A 19,324-nucleotide genomic window follows, 5' to 3' on the forward strand; every position below is an offset into this window, starting at 1 on the left:
TATTCAGGCTTCGAGGTAACGATGGGCGATGCGTTCGGCGGCGTGGCGCGACTCTTCGGCGAGATGCGGGGCAACCAGCATCATGATCTGGAACACCACCAGGCGCACTTCGCCGCTGGCGCCGAGGATGCGTTGGTAGTCGAGGGAGAACAGCAGGGTCAGGGTGATCTGCTCCACCAGCTGGCCGAGAGCCTCGGTATCGCTACGCAGCTGGCCCAGTGCTTTGAGCCTAGCCAGCAGGCTGGCCAGGGTGCGCTTGAGCTGATTCAGCCACTGACGAATGCCGCGCGCCAGTTTGGGCAGGCGCCCGGAGAGGTTGGACAGGTCCTGGAACAGGAAGCGGTATGAGGCCAGGCGCTCGACGATCAGGTGCAGGAACAGCCAGTAGTCCTCGGCGCCCAGCTCGGCTTCGTGGGGTGGATCGAGCAGCGGGGCCAGTTCGGCCTGGAAGCGCTCGAACAACTCCATCACCAGCGGCTCCTTTCCGTGGAAGTGGTAATAGAGATTGCCGGGGCTGATGCCCATCTCGGTGGCGATTTCGAGGGTGGAGACGTTGGGCTCGCCCTGGTCGTTGAACAGCTGCAGAGCAGTTTCGAGGATGCGGTCGCGGGTCTTCATTCCATGATCTTGTCTGGCCGCCGGAGCCTCGACGATAACCGGCCGGGCTTGTGCCCGGCCAGTGTTTTCGCCATGCCTCAGCGCATGTGAACGTAGGTTCCGGGGGCTGCTTCCATCGCCGGATACTTGTTGCTGCCGACGCTGAACACCGTCTCGCGCTGCTCGCCCGAGCGTTGCTGGATCCACTCCAACCACTGCGGCCACCAGCTGCCGTCCTTCTTCTCGGCATCGTAATACCAGGCGCGCGGATCGCTGGTCAGCTTGCCGTTCTCGAAGTAAGTGGCCTTGGGGTTGCCCGGCGGGTTGAGGATGCTCTGGATGTGGCCGCTGTTGGACAGGATGAAGCGACGGCCGCCACCCAGCAGCAGAGTGGAGCGGTACACCGTGTCCCAGGGCGTGATGTGGTCGTTGATGCCGGCCACGCTGAAGCTATCGAGGTTGACCTTGGACAGATCGATCGGCGTGCCGCAGACCTCCAGGCCGCCGGCGCGGATCAGTGGGTTGTGCTTGAACAGGTCGAGCAGGTCGCCATGCAGCGCAGCCGGCAGGCGGGTGTTGTCGTTGTTCCAGTAGAGGATGTCGAAGGCCGGCGGCTCCTTGCCCATCAGGTAGTTGTTGACCCAGTAATTCCAGATCAGGTCGTTGGGGCGCATCCAGGCGAATACCCGCGACATATCGCGGCCATCGAGCACTCCGCTCTGGTAGGAGCGGCGCTTGGCCGACTCCAGGGTCTGTTCGTCGGCGAACAGCATCGCCGGGCTCTCCACCTGGCTGTCCAGCAGGCTGACCATGTAGGTGGCGCAGCCGATCTTGCGCAACTGGCGCTTGGCCTGCAGGTGGCCCTGCAGAGCGGCGATGGTCAGGCCGCCGGCGCAGGCGCCCATCAGATTGACCTCCTTGCTGCCGGTGATGAGCCGACACACCTCGGTGGCGTCGTCCACTGCCTGCACATAACTGGACAGGCCCCACTCGCGGTAGCGCGCGTCGGGGTTGCGCCAGCTGATCATGAACACCTGCAGGCCGTTCTTCAGGCAGTACTGGACGAAGCTCTTCTCCGGGCTGAGGTCGAAGATGTAGAACTTGTTGATCTGAGGCGGCACTACCAGCAGCGGGCGCTCGTACTGCTTTTCGCTCATCGGCTTGTAGTGGATCAGCTCGAACATTTCGCAGCGAAACACCACCGAGCCGGGGGTGATGGCCAGATTGCGGCCGACCTCGAAGGCGCGCTTGTTGACCTGCTGCGGCATGCCATTGTTGTGCAGCAGGTCGTCGAACATCTGGCGCGCGCCACGCAGCACGCTGCTGCCGCCGCTGTTGAACAGCTCCTTGATCGCCAGCGGGTTGAGCAGGGTGTTGGACGGCGCCAGGGCGTCGTTGAGCAGCGAGAAGAGGAAGTGCGCGCGGGTGCGGTCGTCCGGCGACAGGTCGCTCTCGTCGATCCACGCCTTGAGCTGCCTCTGCCAGGCCAGGTAGGCCTGCAGGCTGCGGCGATAGAAGGGGTTGAGATGCCAGGTGGGGTCGGCGAAGCGGCTGTCCTGCGGGTTGGGCTGGTACGGTGTGTCACCGAGCATCACCCGGCCCAGCTGTTTGCCGAACGACAGCAGGTGTCGCGTGCTGTGCATCGGCTGGCGCAGGCCCTGGAAGGCCAGGGTACGCAATGTGGAAAACAGATCGCGGCCGCGCACACCGACCATCGCGCTTTGCGCGTTCATGAAGTGTGCGGGTACCGGCATGGATCCCGGTGCAGTCTTGTCTCGCATGGGGCAGGCTCCGTCGTCGAACTGTCACGTCCAGTGACAGCAAGGCTTGTACCAAGGCGCGCCGGAGGGCATTCCAGACTGCCGCGCGAAAAAACTTCCTTGTCCGGCTGGCGTCGCCCTGGGGCGAGCCTGCCGGAGTAGCACTACAGTTGTGCGATCAGTGACTGCGAATCGGCTGCGGCTGCGGATGCATGACCGCGCGCTGCCGTTCCTCCTGGAGGAACTTCATGATGATAGGCGCGACCGCTTCGGCGCGCGTCACGAGGAACAGGTGACCGTCGTCGATCACGTGAAGTTCCGAGTTGGGGATACGCCAGGCCAGCAGGCGCATGTTGACCAGCGGGATGAGCGGGTCATCGTCGCCGGCCAGTACCAGCGTAGGTTGGCGAATGCGATGCAGCCAGTGGATGCTGGTCCAGCCGAGGCCGGCGAACAGCTGCCAGTAATAACCCATCTTGCCGCCCGAGCGCACCTTGGAGGCGTGGGCCAGGGCCAGCTTGGGGTCGCGGCGGAAGGCGCCGCCGTAAATGTCCGGGGCGATATGTACGCCGTAGGAGGGCTGGATGTAGCGCTTGGGACTGGCCATGCGCCAGAGCACCTTGGGCTTGCCCGGTACCATCACTGCGCCAGCCGAGGTGGCGGCCAGCACCAGCTTCTTGCAGCGCTCGGGATAGTCGTGGGCGAACTGCTGCGCCAGCGCGCCACCCCAGGACACGCCGATGGCGTTGACCTGGCCGTAGTCCAGGTAGTCGAGCATGCGCGCGGCCAGCTTGGCCAGGCCGGGGAAACGGTAGGGTGTGCTCGGGGTGGACGAGCCGCCGACGCCGGGAACGTCGAAGGCGATCACTTCCAGGTCCGGGTCGAGGGCGCGCACGAACGGCATCACCAGCTCCAGGTTGGCGCCGATGCCGTTGAAGATCAGCAACGGCGTCAGGCTGCTGCTGCCGGGGCGGACCGCTGTGCGGATGGTCTGGCCATCCAGCTCGATGGTACGAAATACAAAAGGTTGCGGCATGCGCTAGGCCCTATACATGGATCAGCGGAGAGCGACCTTCCGAGGCCGCTCGCCAGTCTCCCGCCTCGCGGCGGGCGCCGCTCGGGCCATTGGCCGGTTGCGGCGTGCGGCACTTCCGGGTGCCGCGGGCAGTACTGCGCAAGGTGCAGCGTTGCTTGTTTCAGCGTTCGTGTACGTAGGTTCCCGGGGCGGCCTCGCCCGGCGTATGGGTCTTGTTGCCCAGGCCGGCGGGCGCCTTCTTCAGCTTGCCCGAGCGCGCGGCCAGCCACTGTTGCCAGTGCAGCCACCAGGAGTCGGCATGCTTGGTGGCCTTCTCCTGCCACTCGCGGGCATTGGCCGCCGGCTCGCTGTTGGTGACGAAGCGCGCCTTGGGGTTTCCCGGCGGGTTGAGGATGCTCTGGATGTGACCGCTGTTGGACAGCACGAATTCGACCTTGCCGCCGAACAGCAGCGAGGACTTGTAGCAGGCTTCCCACGGGGTGATGTGATCGGTGGTGCCGGCCACGCAGTAGATGTCGCTGGTGACCTGCTTGAGGTCGATCGGCGTACCGCAGACTTCCAGGGCATTGGGGCGGGTCAGCGGGTTGGTCTTGAACAGCTCGATCAGGTCGCCGTGCAGGGCGGCGGGCAGGCGGGTGGTGTCGTTGTTCCAGTAGAGGATGTCGAACACCGGCGGCTCGTTGCCCAGCAGGTAGTTGTTGACCCAGTAGTTCCAGATCAGGTCGTTGGGGCGCATCCAGGCGAAGACCTTCGCCATGTCCTTGCCTTCCAGCACGCCGGATTGATAGGAGCGACGCTTGGCGGCTTCCAGGGTCTTTTCGTCGGCGAACAGGGCGACCTGGGTATCAAGCTTGGTGTCCAGCACGCTGACCAGCAGGGTCATCGAGTTGACCTTCTGCTCGCCGGTGGCGGCGTAGTGGCCGAGCAGCGAGGAGATGGTGATGCCCCCGGAGCAGGCGCCGAGCATGTTGACGTCCTTGCTGCCGGTGATGCTGGTGACCACGTCGATCGCTTCCTTGAGCGCCTCGATGTAGGTCGACAGGCCCCACTCGCGCTGGGCCTTGGTCGGGTTGCGCCAGCTCACCACGAAGGTCTGTACATGGTTGCGCAGGAGGAAGCGGGCGACGCTCTTCTCCGGCGACAGGTCGAATACGTAGAACTTGTTGATCTGCGGCGGCACCACCAGCAGTGGGCGCTCGTGCACCTGCTCGGTGGTCGGCTTGTACTGGATCAGCTCCAGCAGGTCGTTGCGGAAGATCACCGCGCCTTCGCTGGTGGCCAGGTTCTTGCCGACCTCGAAGGCCGCCATGTTCACCTGGCTCGGCATGCCGCCGTTGTTGACCATGTCCTTGGCCAGGTGGGAGAGGCCGTCGAGCAGGCTCTTGCCGCCGGTCTCGAAGAAGCGTTTGACCGCGGCCGGGTTGGCCATGCTGTTGGTCGGCGCCATGGCTTCGGTCATCAGGTTGATCACGAAGTGGCCGCGGCTGGTGTCCTGCTCGGAGAGATTGCTGTCCTCGATCCAGTCATGCAGTTCCTTGCGCCACGCCAGGTAGGTCTGCAAGTAGCGGCGGTACAGCGGATTCTGGCTCCAGGCCGGGTCGGCGAAGCGGCGGTCGCCATCTTCCGGGAGCAGCTCGGATTGGCCGAGCAGTACGTTCTTCAGTTCGAAGGCGAAGTGGGTAACGTGCTTGGCGCTGTGGAACGGTTGCTTGATGGCCTGGGCCAGCACCATTCGGGCAGACGTGAGTAGATCCTTGCCGCGCAAGCCGATCACCGGGTTCAACCCCAAGGTGTTCTCCGAGGCTTGGCGATGCAGGTCTTCATTATTCTTTTGGGTCATCTACGACGCTCCATTGTCCTGAGACGAATACCAACTGCAGCTGTGTGAAGGGCACAGGGCGAAGGGCTGGTACTGCTCGGGTTTACCGGGTGCGGAGCGAACTCCGCGCTTTCTTCGCATTCGCCGGGGCAAATGCATGGAACCTGCCAGTTCCTTGGTTACCCGAGTTTCCGTTTTTGCGCAAGTTCGCGAACACTGATTGCGCGGCGCGCGGGAGTATGCCGAGCGCGATTAGAAAATGCGCTCTAGGCGTGAAACTAATATGGCGGAAGGGGCGAAACAGAGCTTGGCGATGATCGATCGCCGATCAGCCCTAGAGCATCAGTCTGATGACCGATTCGCTCGGGTCGCGGGATTTGCCGGAGCGGGTCAGCTCCTCCAGGTAGTCGGCCCACAGCTGCTCCTGGCGGGTGGCGAGCTGGTAGAGATAGTCCCAGGTGTACAGGCCGCTGTCGTGGCCGTCGTCGAAGCACAGTTTCAGTGCATAGTTGCCGGCCGGTTCGATGCGGCTCAGGCCGACGTTCTGCTTGCCGTGCTGGAGGATCGGCTTGCCGTGGCCCTGCACTTCCGCCGAGGGCGAGTGCACGCGCAGGAACTCGGCACCTAGGCTGTAGCGCTCGTCACCATAGGCCAGCTCCAGGGTGCGGGAGGCCTTGTGCAGTTTGATGGCGGTGGGCATGCGCATCGCGGGGAGTCCTGAAGCGGGGTGGATAACGCATTATCCACCCCGCGCGCGCATCAGAGAATGTAGCGCGACAGGTCTTCGTCCTGCGCCAGTTCGCCGAGGTGGCCGTTGACGTAGTCGGCATCGATGCGGATCGGCTCGCCGTTCTGCTGGCCGGCCAGGTCGCCGGCGCTGAAGGAGACTTCCTCCAGCAGGCGCTCGAGTAGGGTGTGCAGGCGCCGGGCGCCGATGTTCTCGGTCTTCTCGTTGACCTGCCAGGCGATCTCGGCGATGCGCTTGATGCCGTCGGCGGCGAACTCGATGTTCAGCCCCTCGGTCTTCAGCAGCTCGCTGTATTGCTCGGTCAGCGCCGCGTGCGGCTCGGTGAGGATGCGCTCGAAGTCCTGCGGCGACAGAGCCTTGAGCTCGACACGGATCGGCAGGCGACCCTGCAGCTCGGGCACCAGGTCGCTGGGCTTGGCCAGGTGGAAGGCGCCGGAGGCGATGAACAGGATGTGGTCGGTCTTGACCATGCCCAGCTTGGTGTTGACCGTGCAGCCCTCGATCAGTGGCAGCAGGTCGCGCTGCACGCCCTCGCGGGACACATCGGCGCCACCGATGTTGGCGCGCTTGGCGACCTTGTCGATCTCGTCGATGAACACGATGCCGTGCTGCTCCACTGCTTCCAGGGCGCGGGCCTTGAGGTCCTCTTCGTTGACCAGGCGCGCGGCTTCCTCGTCGCGCACCAGCTTGAAGGCTTCCTTGACCTTGAGCTTGCGGGTCTTCTTCTTGCCCTTGGTCAGGCCGGAGAACAGGTTCTGCAGCTGGCTGGTCATCTCCTCCATGCCGGGCGGTGTCATGATCTCGACGCCGGCGGGCTGCTCGGCCACTTCGATGTCGATCTCCTTGTCGTCCAGCTGGCCTTCGCGCAGGCGCTTGCGGAACAGCTGGCGGGTGTTGGAGTCCTGGCTCGGCGCCGGGTCGTCGTTGAAGCCGACGCGGGCAGGCGGCAGCAGGGCGTCGAGAATGCGTTCCTCGGCGGCGTCCTCGGCGCGGTGGCTCATCTTCTGCACTTCCTGTTCGCGCAGCAGCTTGAGCGCGGCATCGGCCAGGTCGCGGATGATCGATTCGACGTCACGGCCGACGTAGCCGACCTCGGTGAACTTGGTCGCTTCCACCTTGAGGAACGGCGCGTTGGCCAGCTTGGCCAGGCGGCGGGCGATCTCGGTCTTGCCGACGCCGGTGGGGCCGATCATCAGGATGTTCTTCGGCGTCACTTCCTGGCGCAGCTCGGCCGGCAGCTGCATGCGCCGCCAGCGGTTGCGCAGGGCGATGGCCACGGCGCGCTTGGCGTCGTCCTGACCAATGATGTGGCGGTTGAGCTCGGAAACGATCTCGCGGGGCGTCATGGACATGCAGGTTGGCTCCAGCAGAAACCGCGCTTACTCAGCGCAGTCTTCCTCTTCGATAGTCAGGTTCTGGTTAGTGAAGACACAGATGGAACCGGCAATGTTCAACGCCGCCTCGGTGATTTCACGGGCGGACAGCTCGGTCTTCTGCAGCAGGGCCATGGCCGCGGCCTGGGCGAAACCGCCGCCGGAGCCCATGGCGATCAGGCCGTGCTCGGGCTCGACCACGTCACCGTTGCCGGTGATGATCAGCGAGGCATCCTTGTTGGCGACCGCCAGCATGGCTTCCAGGCGGCTCAGCGAGCGGTCGGTGCGCCAGTCCTTGGCCAGCTCTACGGCGGCCCGCACCAGGTGGCCCTGGTGTTTTTCCAGCTGGCCCTCGAAGCGCTCGAACAGGGTGAAGGCGTCGGCGGTGGCGCCGGCGAAGCCGGCCAGTACCTGGCCGTGGTACAGGCGCCGGACCTTCTTGGCGTTGCCCTTCATCACGGTGTTGCCGAGGGAAACCTGGCCGTCGCCGCCCATGACGACTTTGCCGTTGCGGCGGACTGAAACGATGGTGGTCAAGGGTGAATCTCCACGCAGCGGGGCCGATGTGCCCGAATGGAGATCAGATGGGGTGGCCCGTCCGGCTTTTCAACCGGAACGGGCAACTTGATGGCTCAGCGGCTCTGCCGCTGTTGTAGCAAGAGATTGCTGAAGCCGCTGCCGGCCAGCTGTTTCTGCGCCGTGGCCAGCTGCTCGCGGTTGGCGTAGGGGCCGACCAGCACGCGGTGCCAGGTCTCCTCGCGTACCTTGCCGGACTCCACCTGCACGTTCTGGCCGAGCATGAGGATCTGCGCGCGCACCTTGTCGGCGTCCTCACGCTTGCGGAACGAGCCGGCCTGCAGGAAGAACTGGGTGGTGACCGGCGCCTTGGCCACCACGACGGGCGGCGGAGGCGGCGTCTCGCCATTGAGCGCGGCCTCGGCGCGGGCGGCGTCGATCTTGGCCGCCTCCTCCGGACTCACCGGTTTGCTTTCCGGCGGCTTCACCGCATCGGCCGGCGGCAGGGCATCCGGCGGCACTATGACCTCGGATTCCGGCAGCAGGGTGTAGAAGTCGTACTTCGGCTTGACCGGCTCCGGTGCCACCTGCGGCTTCTTCTGCTGCTCGGTGAGGCGCTTCTGCTCCTCGGGCTTGGACCGTTTCACGTCGTCGCGACCCGGCTCCAGGCTGAACAGGAACATGAAGAAGCCGCCGATCACCAGGCCGCAGACCATCCACACCCAGCCGGGTACCGGCTTCTTCGCTGGCGCCTGGTAGCGGCTGGCGCCGCGCTTGGGCGCGGGCTTCTTCTTCGCTGCCGCCACTTACATGCGCTCCAGGGTTTCCAGACCCAGCAATTCCAGGCCCTGCTTGAGGGTGCGGCCGGTGAGGGCGGCCAGGCGCAGGCGGCTCTGCTGGGTGGCCTCATCTTCAGCGGAGAGGATCGGGCAGTTCTCGTAGAAGCTGGAGAACAGCCCGGCCAGGTCGTACAGGTAGGCGCACAGCAGGTGCGGCTCGCCCTTGCCGGCGACGTTGTTGAGGGTGTCGGCGAACTGCGCCAGCTTGCCGGCCAGGGCCTGCTCCTGCGGCGCCTCGATGCGGATCTGTCCGCCGATCTCGGCGACGTCCTTGCCCAGCTTGCGGAAAATGCTGGCGACGCGGGTGTAGGCGTACAGCAGGTAGGGTGCGGTGTTGCCCTCGAAGCTGAGCATCAGCTCGAAGTTGAAGCGGTAGTCGCTGGTGCGGTGCTTGGACAGGTCGGCGTACTTCACCGAGGCGATACCGACCACACGGCCAATCTTGCGCAGCTCGTCCTCGGCCAGTTCCGGGTTCTTGTCCTTGACCAGGGTGTAGGCGCGCTGCTCGGCCTCGTCGAGTAGCTCGACCAGCTTCACGGTGCCGCCGTCGCGGGTCTTGAACGGCTTGCCATCCGGGCCGTTCATGGTGCCGAAGCCCATGTGCTCCAGCTCCATGCTGGCCGGCACGAAGCCGGCCAGACGCGCGGCGGCGAAGACCATCTGGAAGTGCAGGGCCTGGCGCTGGTCGACGAAGTACAGGGCGCGGTCGGCCTTGAGCACATTGGCGCGATAACGGGTGGCGGCCAGGTCGGTGGTGGCGTACAGGTAGCCGCCGCCAGCCTTCTGCACGATCAGCGGCAGCGGGTTGCCTTCCGAGTTCTTGAACTCGTCCATGAACACGCACTGGGCGCCGTTGTCCTCGGTCAACAGGCCCTTGGCCTGCAGGTCGGCGACCACGTTGGCCAGGTCGTCGTTGTAGGCGCTCTCGCCTTTCACGTCGGCCATGCTCAGCTTCACGCCCAGACGGTCGTAGATGGCCTGGCAGTGGGACAGGGAAATGTCGTTGAAGCGGTTCCACAGGCGCAGGCACTCGGCGTCGCCGGCCTGCAGCTGGACCACCAGTTCACGGGCGCGATCGGCGAACTCGGCGGACTCGTCGAAGCGCTTCTTGGCGGCGCGGTAGAAGCCTTCCAGGTCAGACAGCTCGCTCTCGGCGGCAATCGGGTTTTCCTGCATGTAGGCCAGCAGCATGCCGAACTGGGTGCCCCAGTCGCCCACATGGTTCTGGCGGATCACTTCGTCGCCAAGGAACTCCAGCACCCGGGCCACGCCGTCACCGATGATGGTTGAGCGCAGGTGGCCGACGTGCATCTCCTTGGCCAGGTTGGGTGCGGACAGGTCGACCACCACACGCTGCGGCTCGCCAGCCTTGCGTACGCCGAGCTTCTCATCAGCCAGGGCGGCTTCCAGGCGCTGGGCCAGGGCGTCGCTGTTCTGGAAGAAGTTGAGGAAGCCGGGGCCGGCGATCTCCACCTTGGCGATGCCGGCGTCGGCCGGCAGGGCGGCGACCAGCTTCTCGGCCAGGTCGCGCGGCTTCATGCCGGCCGGCTTGGCCAGCATCATGGCGATGTTGCTGGCGAAGTCGCCGTTGCTGCGGTCCTTGGTGTTCTCCACCTGAATGGCCGGGCTCAGGCCCTCGGGCAGCACGCCCTCGGCGGTGAGGCGGGTCAGGGCTTGCTGGATCAGGTGGCGAATCGTGTCTTTCATGGTCTGCTCGGGTCGGCCGCGGCTGGTCGAAAACTGTGCATTATCGGCGCCCGAGGGGCGCGGCTTCAAGCTTTGACGGTCAGAACAGGTCGATCGGGTCGACATCCAGTGACCAACGAACGGCGCGGCCGCTGGGCATCGCTTCCAGTATCGGCAGCCAGTGGGCCAGCAGCTTGTGCAGCGGCACGCGAGCGCTGGCCATCAGCAGCAGTTGCGCGCGGAAGCGCCCGGCGCGGCGTTCCATCGGTGCCGGCACGGGGCCGAGCAGCTCGATGCCGGCCAGTTTCAACTCGTCGCGCAGCTGCTCGGCATAGGTGCAGGCTTCGTCGAGGAAGCCTTCGGCCTGGCCCGGCTTGTGCGCTTCGCCACGCAGCAGGGCGAGGTGGGCGAAAGGCGGCAGGCCGGCGCCACGGCGCTCGCTCAGGGCCTGCTCGGCGAAGGCCGGGTAACCCTGCTCGGTGAGCTGGACCAGCAGCGGATGGTCGGCCAGATGGCTCTGGATGATCACCTTGCCCGGCTCCTCGGCGCGGCCGGCACGCCCGGCCACCTGGACGATCAGCTGGGCCATGCGCTCGCTGGCACGGAAGTCGGCGGAGAACAGGCCGCCGTCGGCGTCAAGGATCGCCACAAGGGTGACGCGCGGGAAGTGGTGGCCCTTGGCGAGCATCTGGGTGCCGACCAGGATGCACGGCTCGCCCTTGTTGATGGTGGCGAACAGCTTGTCCATCGCGCCCTTGCGTGAGGTGGTGTCGCGGTCGATGCGCAGCACCGGGAACTGCGGGAAGAGGATGGCCAGGCGCTCCTCGGCGCGTTCGGTGCCGGCGCCCACCGGGCGCAGGTCGACCTTCTGGCAGTCCGGGCAGTTGCGCGGGGTGCGCTCGACGTGGCCGCAGTGATGGCAGCGCAGTTCGTTGTGGCGCTGGTGCAGGGTCATGCGCGCGTCGCAGCGCGGGCACTGGCTGATCCAGCCGCAGTCGTGGCACAGCAGGGTGGGCGCGAAGCCGCGGCGGTTGAGGAACACCAGCACCTGCTGGCCGGCCTCGAGCGTCTGGCGTATGGCCAGTTGCAGCGGGCCGGAGATGCCGGAGTCCAGCGGCAGGCTCTTCACGTCCAGGCGCAGGAAGCGCGGCGGCTGGGCGTTGCCGGCGCGCTGGCCGAGCTTGAGCAGGGCATAGCGACCGGCGTGGGCGTTGTGCAGGCTCTCCAGCGAGGGCGTGGCCGAGCCGAGCACGATCGGCAGGTTCTCCTGGCGCGCGCGCACCAGGGCCAGGTCGCGGGCGTGGTAGCGCAGGCCTTCCTGCTGTTTATAGGAGGCGTCGTGTTCTTCATCGATGATGATCAGCCCCGGGCTCTTCATCGGGGTGAACAGTGCCGAGCGGGTGCCGATGATGATGTCGGCCTCGCCGTCGCGGGCTGCCAGCCAGGCGTCCAGGCGCTCGCGGTCGTTGACCCCGGAGTGCAGCAGGGCGATGCGCGCGTTGAAACGGCGAGCGAAGCGCTCGACCGTCTGCGGCCCCAGGTTGATCTCGGGGATCAACACCAGTGCCTGCTTGCCGGCCTCCAGGCAGTGGCGGATCAACTGCAGGTAGACCTCGGTCTTGCCGCTGCCGGTGACGCCGTACAGCAGGTAGGCGCCGAAGCCACCCATGCCGGCCTGCGCCGCGTTGAAGGCGGCGCGCTGCTCGGCGTTGAGTGGCAGCTCCGGCTGCGCCAGCCAGCCACCGTGGCGCTGCAGCGGCGCGCTGCGGCGTACCTCGACGCGGACCAGGCCCTTTTCCAGCAGCAGGTCGAGGCTGTCCTTGTTCAGCTGCAGCTTGCTTAGCAGGCCGTGCGGCACGCCGTGGTGGTGCTGGGCCAGGGCGCGCAGCGCCTCGCGCTGGCGCGGCGCGCGGGCCAGGCGAGGGTCGTCCGGGCTGGCGCCCTCGGTGGCGTGCCAGTAGCGCTCCTGGCGCACTTCGGCCGGCTCGCCTTGGCGCAGCAGCACCGGCAAGGCCCAGCTCAGGGTGTCGCCGAGGCTGTGCTGGTAGTACTGCGCGGTCCACAGGCACAGCTTGAACAGCGGCGCCGGCAGTGGCGGGTTGCGGTCGAGCAGTTGCAGGGCGGGCTTGAGCTTGTCCTGCGGCACGTCGCTGTCGTCCGCCAGTTCCACCAGCACGCCGATCACCTCGCGCCGGCCGAACGACACGCGCAAGCGTACGCCGGGCTGCAGCATCGAACGAGGCACACCTTCGGGGGCGCGGTAGTCGAACAGGCGGCGCAGCGGCGAGGGCAGGGCGAGGCGCAGGATGGTGTCAGGCACGGCGAGCTCCGGATTCGAAGCGGCGATGCTAGCACGGCCGCACGTCGCCCCGTCGGGGCGGCGGCTTGCCTGGTAGTGGCGGTCTGGTATAGTGCGCGGCCTATTTCCGTGCGGTACTCGGCAGCGAGCTGAGTGGCGGCACACCTACCCGAGGAAAATACGATGAAAGCCGATATCCATCCGCAGTACGAAGAAATGGTTGCAACCTGCAGCTGTGGCAACGTGATCAAGACCCGTTCCACCCTGTGCAAGCCGATGAGCCTGGACGTGTGCTCCGAGTGCCACCCGTTCTACACCGGCAAGCAGAAGATGCTGGATACCGGCGGCCGTATCGACCGCTTCAAGCAGCGTTTCGGTGTGTTCGGCGCCAAGACCGAATAAGAGTGGTGCAAGCCACTTTGCTGAAAAAGGCGTCCCTGGTGGGCGCCTTTTTCGTTTCTGCCTGCCTGGTGCTGCCGGCCCAGGCCTTCTGCCCGCGGGTCGACGACCTGGCGCCGCAGCGCGTGGCCAATGTGGTTGACGGCGATACGCTGCGCCTGGTCGATGGCCTCAGCGTGCGGCTGATCGGCATCAACGCGCCGGAGCGCGCCCGTGATGGTCGCCCGGCCGAGCCCTTCGCCGAGGCGGCGACCAAGCGTCTGCAGGCCCTGGTGGCCGCCAATGACGGGCGAATCGGTCTGCGCGTCGGCGCCAAGGCCCGTGATCACTACGGCCGCACCCTGGCCCATGCCTACGATCACGCCGGCAATAATCTGGAGGCGCAGCTGCTGGCCGAAGGGCTGGGCTACCGCGTGGCCTTCGAGCCGTCGACGGGGCTGGAGAGTTGCCAGCGCGGCGCCGAGGATAAGGCGCGCCAGCAGCGCGTCGGTCTCTGGCAGCAGGCTCGCATCGTCACGCCCTTCGATCTGCGTAGCGGTGGCTTCGCCCTGCTGCGCGGCGAGGTCGCGCGGGTGCAGCGCAATCGTGGCGGCCTGTGGATAGAAATGGATGGGCCGCTGGTATTGCGCATCGAGCCGAAGCTGCTGCGCCACTTCGATGTGGCGGCGTTGCAGGGCCTGGCCGGTCGCCAGGTCGAGGCGCGCGGTTGGGTGATTGACCGTTCCCGGCGGGGCGGCGTAAAACCGGAGCAAGCCCGCTGGATGCTGCCGCTGACCCATGCGGCCATGCTCGAGGTGTTGCCATGAAGTTGCCTCTTTTCCTGTTGCTGTCCCTGCTTGTCCAGCTCGCCGGTTGCGCGGTCAATCCGGCCACCGGCAAGACCGACTTCGTGATGATGAGCGAGCAGCAGGAGATCGATTTGGGCCGCAACTACGCCCAGGAGATCGCCAAGCAGTACCCGCGCTATGCCGACGAGAAGCTGCAGGCCTACGTGCAGCAGGTGGGCGAGCGGGTGGCGCGCAACAGCCATCGCAGCAACCTGGACTACAGCTTTACCGTCATCGACTCGCCGGACATCAACGCCTTCGCCATTCCCGGCGGTCACATCTATATCCATCGCGGATTGGTGGCTTACCTCGGTTCGGAGGCGGAGCTGGCGGCCGTGCTCGGGCATGAAGTCGGGCACGTCACGGCTCGCCACAGCGTGCGCCAACAGAGCCAGTCGACGGCCTGGAACATCCTCGGTCAGGCCGTGGCGATCGGCACCGGCGTCGGCGCCGCCGGCGATATCACCAATGTGCTGGGCGGCGCCCTGGTGAGTGGCTACGGTCGCGACATGGAGCTGGAGGCTGACGGCTTCGGCGCCCAGTACTTGGCGCGCAGCGGCTACGACCCGCAGGCGATGATCGAAGTGGTCAAGGTCTTGAAAAGCCAGGAAGACTTCGCCCGCGACGAGGCCCAGGCCAAGGGCCAGGAAGTGCCGCCGGCCGGCTATCACGGCCTGTTCGATACCCACCCGGACAACGACACCCGCCTGCGTCAGGTGGTGGCTTCGGCCAGCCCACTGGCGACCAGCCAGGGCGAGGTGGGGCGCGATACCTACCTGAAACGGATCGAGGGCATGCCCTTCGGCGACTCGGCAGAAGCCGGCGTGCGTCGGGGGCAGCGCTTCTATCATGTTGGCCTGGACTTCACCCTGGCCATGCCGCAGGGCTGGGAGCTGATCAACCGCCCGGACGCGGTGATCGTCCACAGCGGCGATCAGCAGGCCTTCATGGTCATGAGCATGCAACCGCTGAAGCCGGGCACCGACTCGCGCACCTTCGTGCATGAGAAGACTGGCGGGCGCGGTCTGGCTGGCGAGCAGAGCTTCAAGCAGAACGGCCTGGACGTGACCACTGGAGTGCTCACCGGCGACGGCGCCAAGCGCGTGGCGGTGGTCGCACGGCAGAACGAAGCCTTCCTGTTCATCGGCGCGGTCAAGGGACGCGCTTCGCTGGAGAGCGCCGACGACCAGTTCATGGAGGTGGTGCGCAGCTTCCGGCCACTGCAGGCCAAGGAGCGCGAACAGGGGCAACCCTGGCGTCTGCATCTGGTGCAATTCAAGGCTGGTCAGAGTCTGGAGGCGCTGAGCCGGGAGATGGGCGGCGAGGGCGACAAGTTGAAGCGTCTGCGTCTGCTGAACGGTCTGTATCCGACCGGTCAGCCACTTCCCGGCGATTGGCTCAAGGTAGTTCGCTGACCCGCTCAGAGGCCCGATCTTGTGGGCCTTGGCCTTCTTGCGTATGCTCGCTCGCCTGCCTTCACTGCAAAGCGGAAATAGCCGAAATGTCTGATCTGAAAACTGCCGCTCTCGAGTATCACGCGCAGCCCCGTCCGGGCAAATTGAGCGTCGAACTGACCAAGCCCACCGCGACCGCCCGCGACCTGTCCCTGGCCTACAGCCCGGGCGTTGCCGAGCCGGTCCGCGAGATTGCCCGCGATGCCGAACTGGCCTATCGCTACACCGGCAAGGGCAACCTGGTGGCAGTGATTTCCGATGGCACCGCGATCCTCGGCCTGGGCAACCTCGGCCCGCTGGCCTCCAAGCCGGTGATGGAAGGCAAGGGCGTGCTGTTCAAGCGCTTCGCCGGCATCGACGTGTTCGACATCGAAGTCGACTCCGAGAGCCCGCAGGCCTTCATCGACACCGTCAAGCGCATCTCCATCACCTTCGGCGGCATCAACCTGGAAGACATCAAGGCGCCCGAGTGCTTCGAGATCGAACGCGCGCTGATCGAGCAGTGCGACATCCCGGTATTCCACGATGACCAGCACGGCACTGCCATCGTCACCGCCGCCGGCATGCTCAACGCCCTGGAAATCGCCGGCAAGACCCTGGAGCAGGCCAAGATCGTCTGCCTCGGTGCCGGCGCCGCCGCCATCTCCTGCATGAAGCTGCTGGTGAGCATGGGTGCCAAGGTCGAGAACATCTTCATGCTCGACCGCAAGGGCGTGATCCACGCCGATCGCGATGACCTCAATCAGTACAAGGCGGTATTCGCCCACGCTACCGACAAGCGCAGCCTGTCCGACGCCCTGGACGGTGCCGACGTGTTCGTCGGTCTGTCCGGTGCCAACCTGCTGAGCCAGGACGACCTCAAGCTGATGGCGCCGAACCCGATCGTGTTCGCCTGCTCCAACCCGGACCCGGAGATCAAGCCGGAGCTGGCGCGCGAAGCCCGTCCGGACGTGATCATGGCGACCGGTCGTTCGGACTACCCGAACCAGGTCAACAACGTGCTCGGCTTCCCCTTCATCTTCCGCGGTGCCTTGGACGTACGCGCCACCCGCATCAATGAGGAAATGAAGATCGCCGCCGCCAACGCCCTGCGTGATCTGGCCAAGCTGCCGGTGCCGAAGGAAGTCTGCGAGGCCTACGGCGGCATCGAGCTGAGCTTCGGTCGCGAGTACATCATTCCGAAGCCGATGGATGCCCGTCTGATCACTGTGGTAGCCGATGCCGTAGCCAAGGCCGCGATCGAGACCGGTGTGGCGACCCTGCCGTATCCGAAGCACTACCCGCTGCAGTCGGTGAATGACGTGTTCAACGGCTGATCACCAGCCCAATAAATAGCCCCGCCGATGCGGGGCTTTTTATTGGCCGTCTGAAATTGCTCAGAACAGGTCGAGCGGTGCCGATTCATCCGCCGGCAGCGGGCTGCCGGGGATGCCCATGGCCGGATCCAGCTCGCTCATCGGTGGCGGCGAATCTTCGCTCTTGAACAGCTCGAAGTAGGCGTCGGGTGCGCCCGGCGAGGCGGCGCGGCCGCTGACCGGATCGACGCGCAAGCTGAGCAGGCCGGCCGGCTCCGGTGGCAAGTGCTCCGGCTTGTCCTTGAGCGCGGCGCTCATGTAGCTCATCCAGATCGGCAGGGCCACGGTGCCACCGTATTCATGGCGACCCAGGCTCTCCGGCTGATCGAAGCCGACCCAGACGGTGGTCATGAAGTCGGCGTTGTAGCCGGAGAACCAGCTGTCCTTGGACTCGTTGGTGGTGCCGGTCTTGCCCGCCAGGTCGCCGCGGCCCATGGCCAGGGCGCGGCGGCCGGTGCCACGCTTGATCACGTCCTGCAGCATGCTGGTCATGATGTAGGCGGTGCGCTCGTCGATGATCTGCTCGGCGAGCACCGGTTGCTGCACTTCGGCGTTGGGCTCCTCGATCAGCAGGGCGGCGTTCTGCTCTTCGACCAGCTGCGCGCTCTCCGGGGTGCGTGGCGGGTTGGCGATGAACAGGGGCTTGCCGTCGCGGCTGTCGATGCGTTCGATCAGGTAGGGCTGGATCTTGCGTCCGCCGTTGGCGAAGGCGCTCCAGCCGCCGGCGATCTCCAGCGGCGTGAGGCCGGCGGTGCCGAGTGCCAGGGACAGATTGCGCGGCAGCTCCTGGCGGTTGAAGCCGAAGGCGCTGATGTAGTCGAGGGTGTAGTCGATGCCGATGGTCTGCAGCAGGCGGATCGAGACCAGGTTGCGCGACTTGTAGAGCGCCTCGCGTAGGCGGATCGGGCCGAGGAAGGTGTTGTTGTCGTTCTTTGGGCGCCAGGCCTCTTCCATGCCGGCTTCCTGGAACACGATCGGCGAGTCGTTGACCAGGCTGGAGGCGGTGAAGCCGGCATCCAGCGCCGCGCTGTAGACGAAGGGCTTGAAGCTGGAGCCGGGCTGGCGCTTGGCCTGGGCGGCGCGGTTGTAGTTGCTCTGCTCGAAGGAGAAGCCGCCAACCAGGGCGCGGATGGCCCCGTTCTGCGGATCCAGCGAGACCAGCGCGCTCTGCGCTGCGGGGATCTGGCGGAACAGTAGCGTGTCGTTCTCTGCGTCGTGCTCGACGCGGACCAGATCGCCGATCTGCGCCACATCCGCCGGCTTCTGCGGGCGGGGGCCAAGGCTGTTGGTATTGAGGAAGGGCCGGGCCCATTTCATGCTGTCCCAGGCGACCGCCTGTTCCTCGCCATTGCGCAGCAGGACCATGATGCCGCTGGCTTCCACCTGGGTGACGATCGCCGGCTGCAGGCCGCCTATGCTCTTGTACTTGGCCAGTTCCTGTAGCCACGCCTCGCGAGTCAAGCCAGGCAGGCGGGTTTCCGGGCCGCGGAAGCCGTGGCGCTGGTCATAGGAAATCAGCCCGTCGTGCAGCGCCTGGTTGGCCGACTCCTGCAGCGCCGCCGGTACCGTGGAGGTGACGCGAAAGCCCTCGGTATAGGCCTCGCTACCATAGCGGCCGACCATCTCGGCGCGAGCCATCTCGGCTATATAAGGTGCATTGAGCTCGATCGGCTGTACGTGATGGCGAGCTCCGACCGGCTCGGCCAGCGCGGCCTCGTACTGGGCCTGGTTGATGGCGCCGAGCTTGTACATGCGGCCGAGGATCCAGTCACGGCGCTCCTTGCTGCGCTGCGGATTGACCAGGGGGTTGTAGCGCGAGGGCGCCTTCGGCAGGCCGGCGATCATCGCCATCTGCCCCAGGGTCGCCTCGCGGATCGACTTGCCGTAGTAAACCTGGGACGCAGCCTCGATACCGTAGGCACGGTTGCCCAGGTAGATCTTGTTGACGTAGAGCTCGAGGATCTCGTTCTTGCTCAGTTCGCGCTCGATCTGCAGGGCGAGCAGGATTTCATTGATCTTGCGCGAGAAGCTTCTTTCATTGGTGAGGAAGAAGTTCTTCGCCACCTGCATGGTGATGGTGCTGCCCCCGGTTTGAATGTGGCCGCTCGCCAATAACTGCGTAGCAGCGCGCATCAGGCTGGTGAAGTCGACGCCATAATGGTTCGCGAAATTGTCGTCTTCGGCGGCCAGCAGGGCGTTTATGAAGTCGGGGGGGATATCGTCGAAGCGGATCGGCGAGCGGCGCATCTCGCCAAATTCGGCGATCAGCTTGCCGTCGGAGCTATAGACCCTTAGCGGTATCTGCAGCTGGATGCTGCGTAGCGACTCGACGGAAGGTAAGCCAGGACTAAGATAGAGAAAGGCTCCACTGAAACTGAGCGCTAACCCGCAAAAAGCGGCGACACAGGACCACCAGAAAAACTTCAGCAAACGCATCAAGGTTCTTGGAATTCCAGTTAAAAGAATGGGTTAAGCGGTGCGTGGTGCGAAAAGGGGAAAACTGTTCACATTATAAGCGGTTTTTTTACAGGGGAGCCATTTGCGCTTCTGTCAAGACTGTTATTTAATGTGGAAAAACATAAATAGTCCGTAAGTCGCGGATGCCAATAGGAAATC

At 65.4% G+C, this 19,324-nt stretch carries 15 protein-coding genes; 4 read left to right on the forward strand and 11 right to left on the reverse strand.

What is annotated here, in order from left to right; all coding sequences use genetic code 11:
• Window positions 1-3: 3 nt before the first annotated feature.
• The 10 genes from IB232_RS14335 to IB232_RS14380 form a co-directional block, all read right to left on the reverse strand.
• The gene (locus tag IB232_RS14335) at window positions 4-618 is read right to left on the reverse strand and encodes a TetR/AcrR family transcriptional regulator (protein ID WP_192399292.1); all 615 of its coding nucleotides are present in this window, start codon (window positions 616-618) and stop codon (window positions 4-6) included.
• A gap of 77 nt (window positions 619-695) precedes the next feature.
• The gene (gene phaC, locus IB232_RS14340) at window positions 696-2,378 is read right to left on the reverse strand and encodes a class II poly(R)-hydroxyalkanoic acid synthase (protein WP_192399293.1); all 1,683 of its coding nucleotides are present in this window, start codon (window positions 2,376-2,378) and stop codon (window positions 696-698) included.
• A gap of 157 nt (window positions 2,379-2,535) precedes the next feature.
• Window positions 2,536-3,393 carry a poly(3-hydroxyalkanoate) depolymerase gene (gene phaZ / locus IB232_RS14345; protein ID WP_192399294.1) on the reverse strand — a complete coding sequence of 286 codons (858 nt, stop codon included), beginning with the start codon at window positions 3,391-3,393 and terminating at the stop codon, window positions 2,536-2,538.
• Between the two features lie 160 nt (window positions 3,394-3,553).
• Entirely contained in the window at window positions 3,554-5,233 is a 1,680-nt protein-coding gene (gene phaC, locus IB232_RS14350) for a class II poly(R)-hydroxyalkanoic acid synthase (RefSeq protein ID WP_192399295.1), read from the reverse strand.
• A gap of 313 nt (window positions 5,234-5,546) precedes the next feature.
• A complete protein-coding gene (locus IB232_RS14355) occupies window positions 5,547-5,918 on the reverse strand; it encodes a gamma-butyrobetaine hydroxylase-like domain-containing protein (protein WP_192399296.1) in 372 nt (123 codons plus the stop codon).
• A 53-nt stretch (window positions 5,919-5,971) separates the two neighbouring features.
• The gene (gene hslU / locus IB232_RS14360) at window positions 5,972-7,312 is read right to left on the reverse strand and encodes an ATP-dependent protease ATPase subunit HslU (RefSeq protein ID WP_192399297.1); all 1,341 of its coding nucleotides are present in this window, start codon (window positions 7,310-7,312) and stop codon (window positions 5,972-5,974) included.
• Window positions 7,313-7,339: 27 nt separating this feature from the next.
• Entirely contained in the window at window positions 7,340-7,870 is a 531-nt protein-coding gene (gene hslV / locus IB232_RS14365) for an ATP-dependent protease subunit HslV (protein ID WP_192312344.1), read from the reverse strand.
• Window positions 7,871-7,965: 95 nt separating this feature from the next.
• On the reverse strand, window positions 7,966-8,655 hold the full coding sequence (locus IB232_RS14370; RefSeq protein ID WP_192399298.1) for an SPOR domain-containing protein: 690 nt from the start codon (window positions 8,653-8,655) through the stop codon (window positions 7,966-7,968).
• Window positions 8,656-10,395, reverse strand: coding sequence for an arginine--tRNA ligase (gene argS / locus IB232_RS14375; protein WP_192399299.1), 1,740 nt, complete (start codon window positions 10,393-10,395; stop codon window positions 8,656-8,658). It abuts the gene before it with no gap.
• A gap of 79 nt (window positions 10,396-10,474) precedes the next feature.
• Window positions 10,475-12,694 carry a primosomal protein N' gene (locus IB232_RS14380; RefSeq protein ID WP_192399300.1) on the reverse strand — a complete coding sequence of 740 codons (2,220 nt, stop codon included), beginning with the start codon at window positions 12,692-12,694 and terminating at the stop codon, window positions 10,475-10,477.
• A gap of 162 nt (window positions 12,695-12,856) precedes the next feature.
• Between IB232_RS14380 and rpmE the strand changes: the two genes are divergently transcribed.
• From rpmE to IB232_RS14400, 4 genes are all read left to right on the forward strand, one after another.
• Window positions 12,857-13,075 carry a 50S ribosomal protein L31 gene (rpmE, locus tag IB232_RS14385; protein WP_137973481.1) on the forward strand — a complete coding sequence of 73 codons (219 nt, stop codon included), beginning with the start codon at window positions 12,857-12,859 and terminating at the stop codon, window positions 13,073-13,075.
• Window positions 13,076-13,113: 38 nt separating this feature from the next.
• A complete protein-coding gene (locus tag IB232_RS14390) occupies window positions 13,114-13,878 on the forward strand; it encodes a thermonuclease family protein (protein ID WP_412547733.1) in 765 nt (254 codons plus the stop codon).
• Window positions 13,875-15,314 carry a M48 family metalloprotease gene (locus IB232_RS14395; RefSeq protein WP_192399302.1) on the forward strand — a complete coding sequence of 480 codons (1,440 nt, stop codon included), beginning with the start codon at window positions 13,875-13,877 and terminating at the stop codon, window positions 15,312-15,314. Before IB232_RS14390 ends, IB232_RS14395 begins: the two co-directional genes overlap by 4 nt.
• An 86-nt stretch (window positions 15,315-15,400) precedes the next feature.
• Window positions 15,401-16,669, forward strand: a complete 1,269-nt coding sequence (locus IB232_RS14400; protein ID WP_137973478.1) for a malic enzyme-like NAD(P)-binding protein — start codon at window positions 15,401-15,403, stop codon at window positions 16,667-16,669.
• A gap of 60 nt (window positions 16,670-16,729) precedes the next feature.
• Here IB232_RS14400 and IB232_RS14405 read toward each other — a convergent pair whose 3' ends face one another.
• On the reverse strand, window positions 16,730-19,144 hold the full coding sequence (locus IB232_RS14405; protein ID WP_412547734.1) for a penicillin-binding protein 1A: 2,415 nt from the start codon (window positions 19,142-19,144) through the stop codon (window positions 16,730-16,732).
• Window positions 19,145-19,324 lie beyond the last annotated feature (180 nt).

Origin of the sequence: Pseudomonas sp. PDM15, from assembly GCF_014851565.1 — a bacterium.
Lineage (GTDB): Bacteria > Pseudomonadota > Gammaproteobacteria > Pseudomonadales > Pseudomonadaceae > Aquipseudomonas.

Bases quoted from the DNA above. Each gene is read 5' to 3' on its own strand.
- phaC (WP_192399295.1), bottom strand. From the start codon at position 5,233: ATGACCCAAAAGAATAATGAAGACCTGCATCGCCAAGCCTCGGAGAAC.
- phaC (WP_192399293.1), bottom strand. From the start codon at position 2,378: ATGCGAGACAAGACTGCACCGGGATCCATGCCGGTACCCGCACACTTC.
- argS (WP_192399299.1), bottom strand. From the start codon at position 10,395: ATGAAAGACACGATTCGCCACCTGATCCAGCAAGCCCTGACCCGCCTC.
- phaZ (WP_192399294.1), bottom strand. From the start codon at position 3,393: ATGCCGCAACCTTTTGTATTTCGTACCATCGAGCTGGATGGCCAGACC.
- IB232_RS14335 (WP_192399292.1), bottom strand. From the start codon at position 618: ATGAAGACCCGCGACCGCATCCTCGAAACTGCTCTGCAGCTGTTCAAC.
- hslU (WP_192399297.1), bottom strand. From the start codon at position 7,312: ATGTCCATGACGCCCCGCGAGATCGTTTCCGAGCTCAACCGCCACATC.
- IB232_RS14395 (WP_192399302.1), top strand. From the start codon at position 13,875: ATGAAGTTGCCTCTTTTCCTGTTGCTGTCCCTGCTTGTCCAGCTCGCC.
- IB232_RS14400 (WP_137973478.1), top strand. From the start codon at position 15,401: ATGTCTGATCTGAAAACTGCCGCTCTCGAGTATCACGCGCAGCCCCGT.
- IB232_RS14405 (WP_412547734.1), bottom strand. From the start codon at position 19,144: ATGCGTTTGCTGAAGTTTTTCTGGTGGTCCTGTGTCGCCGCTTTTTGC.
- rpmE (WP_137973481.1), top strand. From the start codon at position 12,857: ATGAAAGCCGATATCCATCCGCAGTACGAAGAAATGGTTGCAACCTGC.
- IB232_RS14355 (WP_192399296.1), bottom strand. From the start codon at position 5,918: ATGCGCATGCCCACCGCCATCAAACTGCACAAGGCCTCCCGCACCCTG.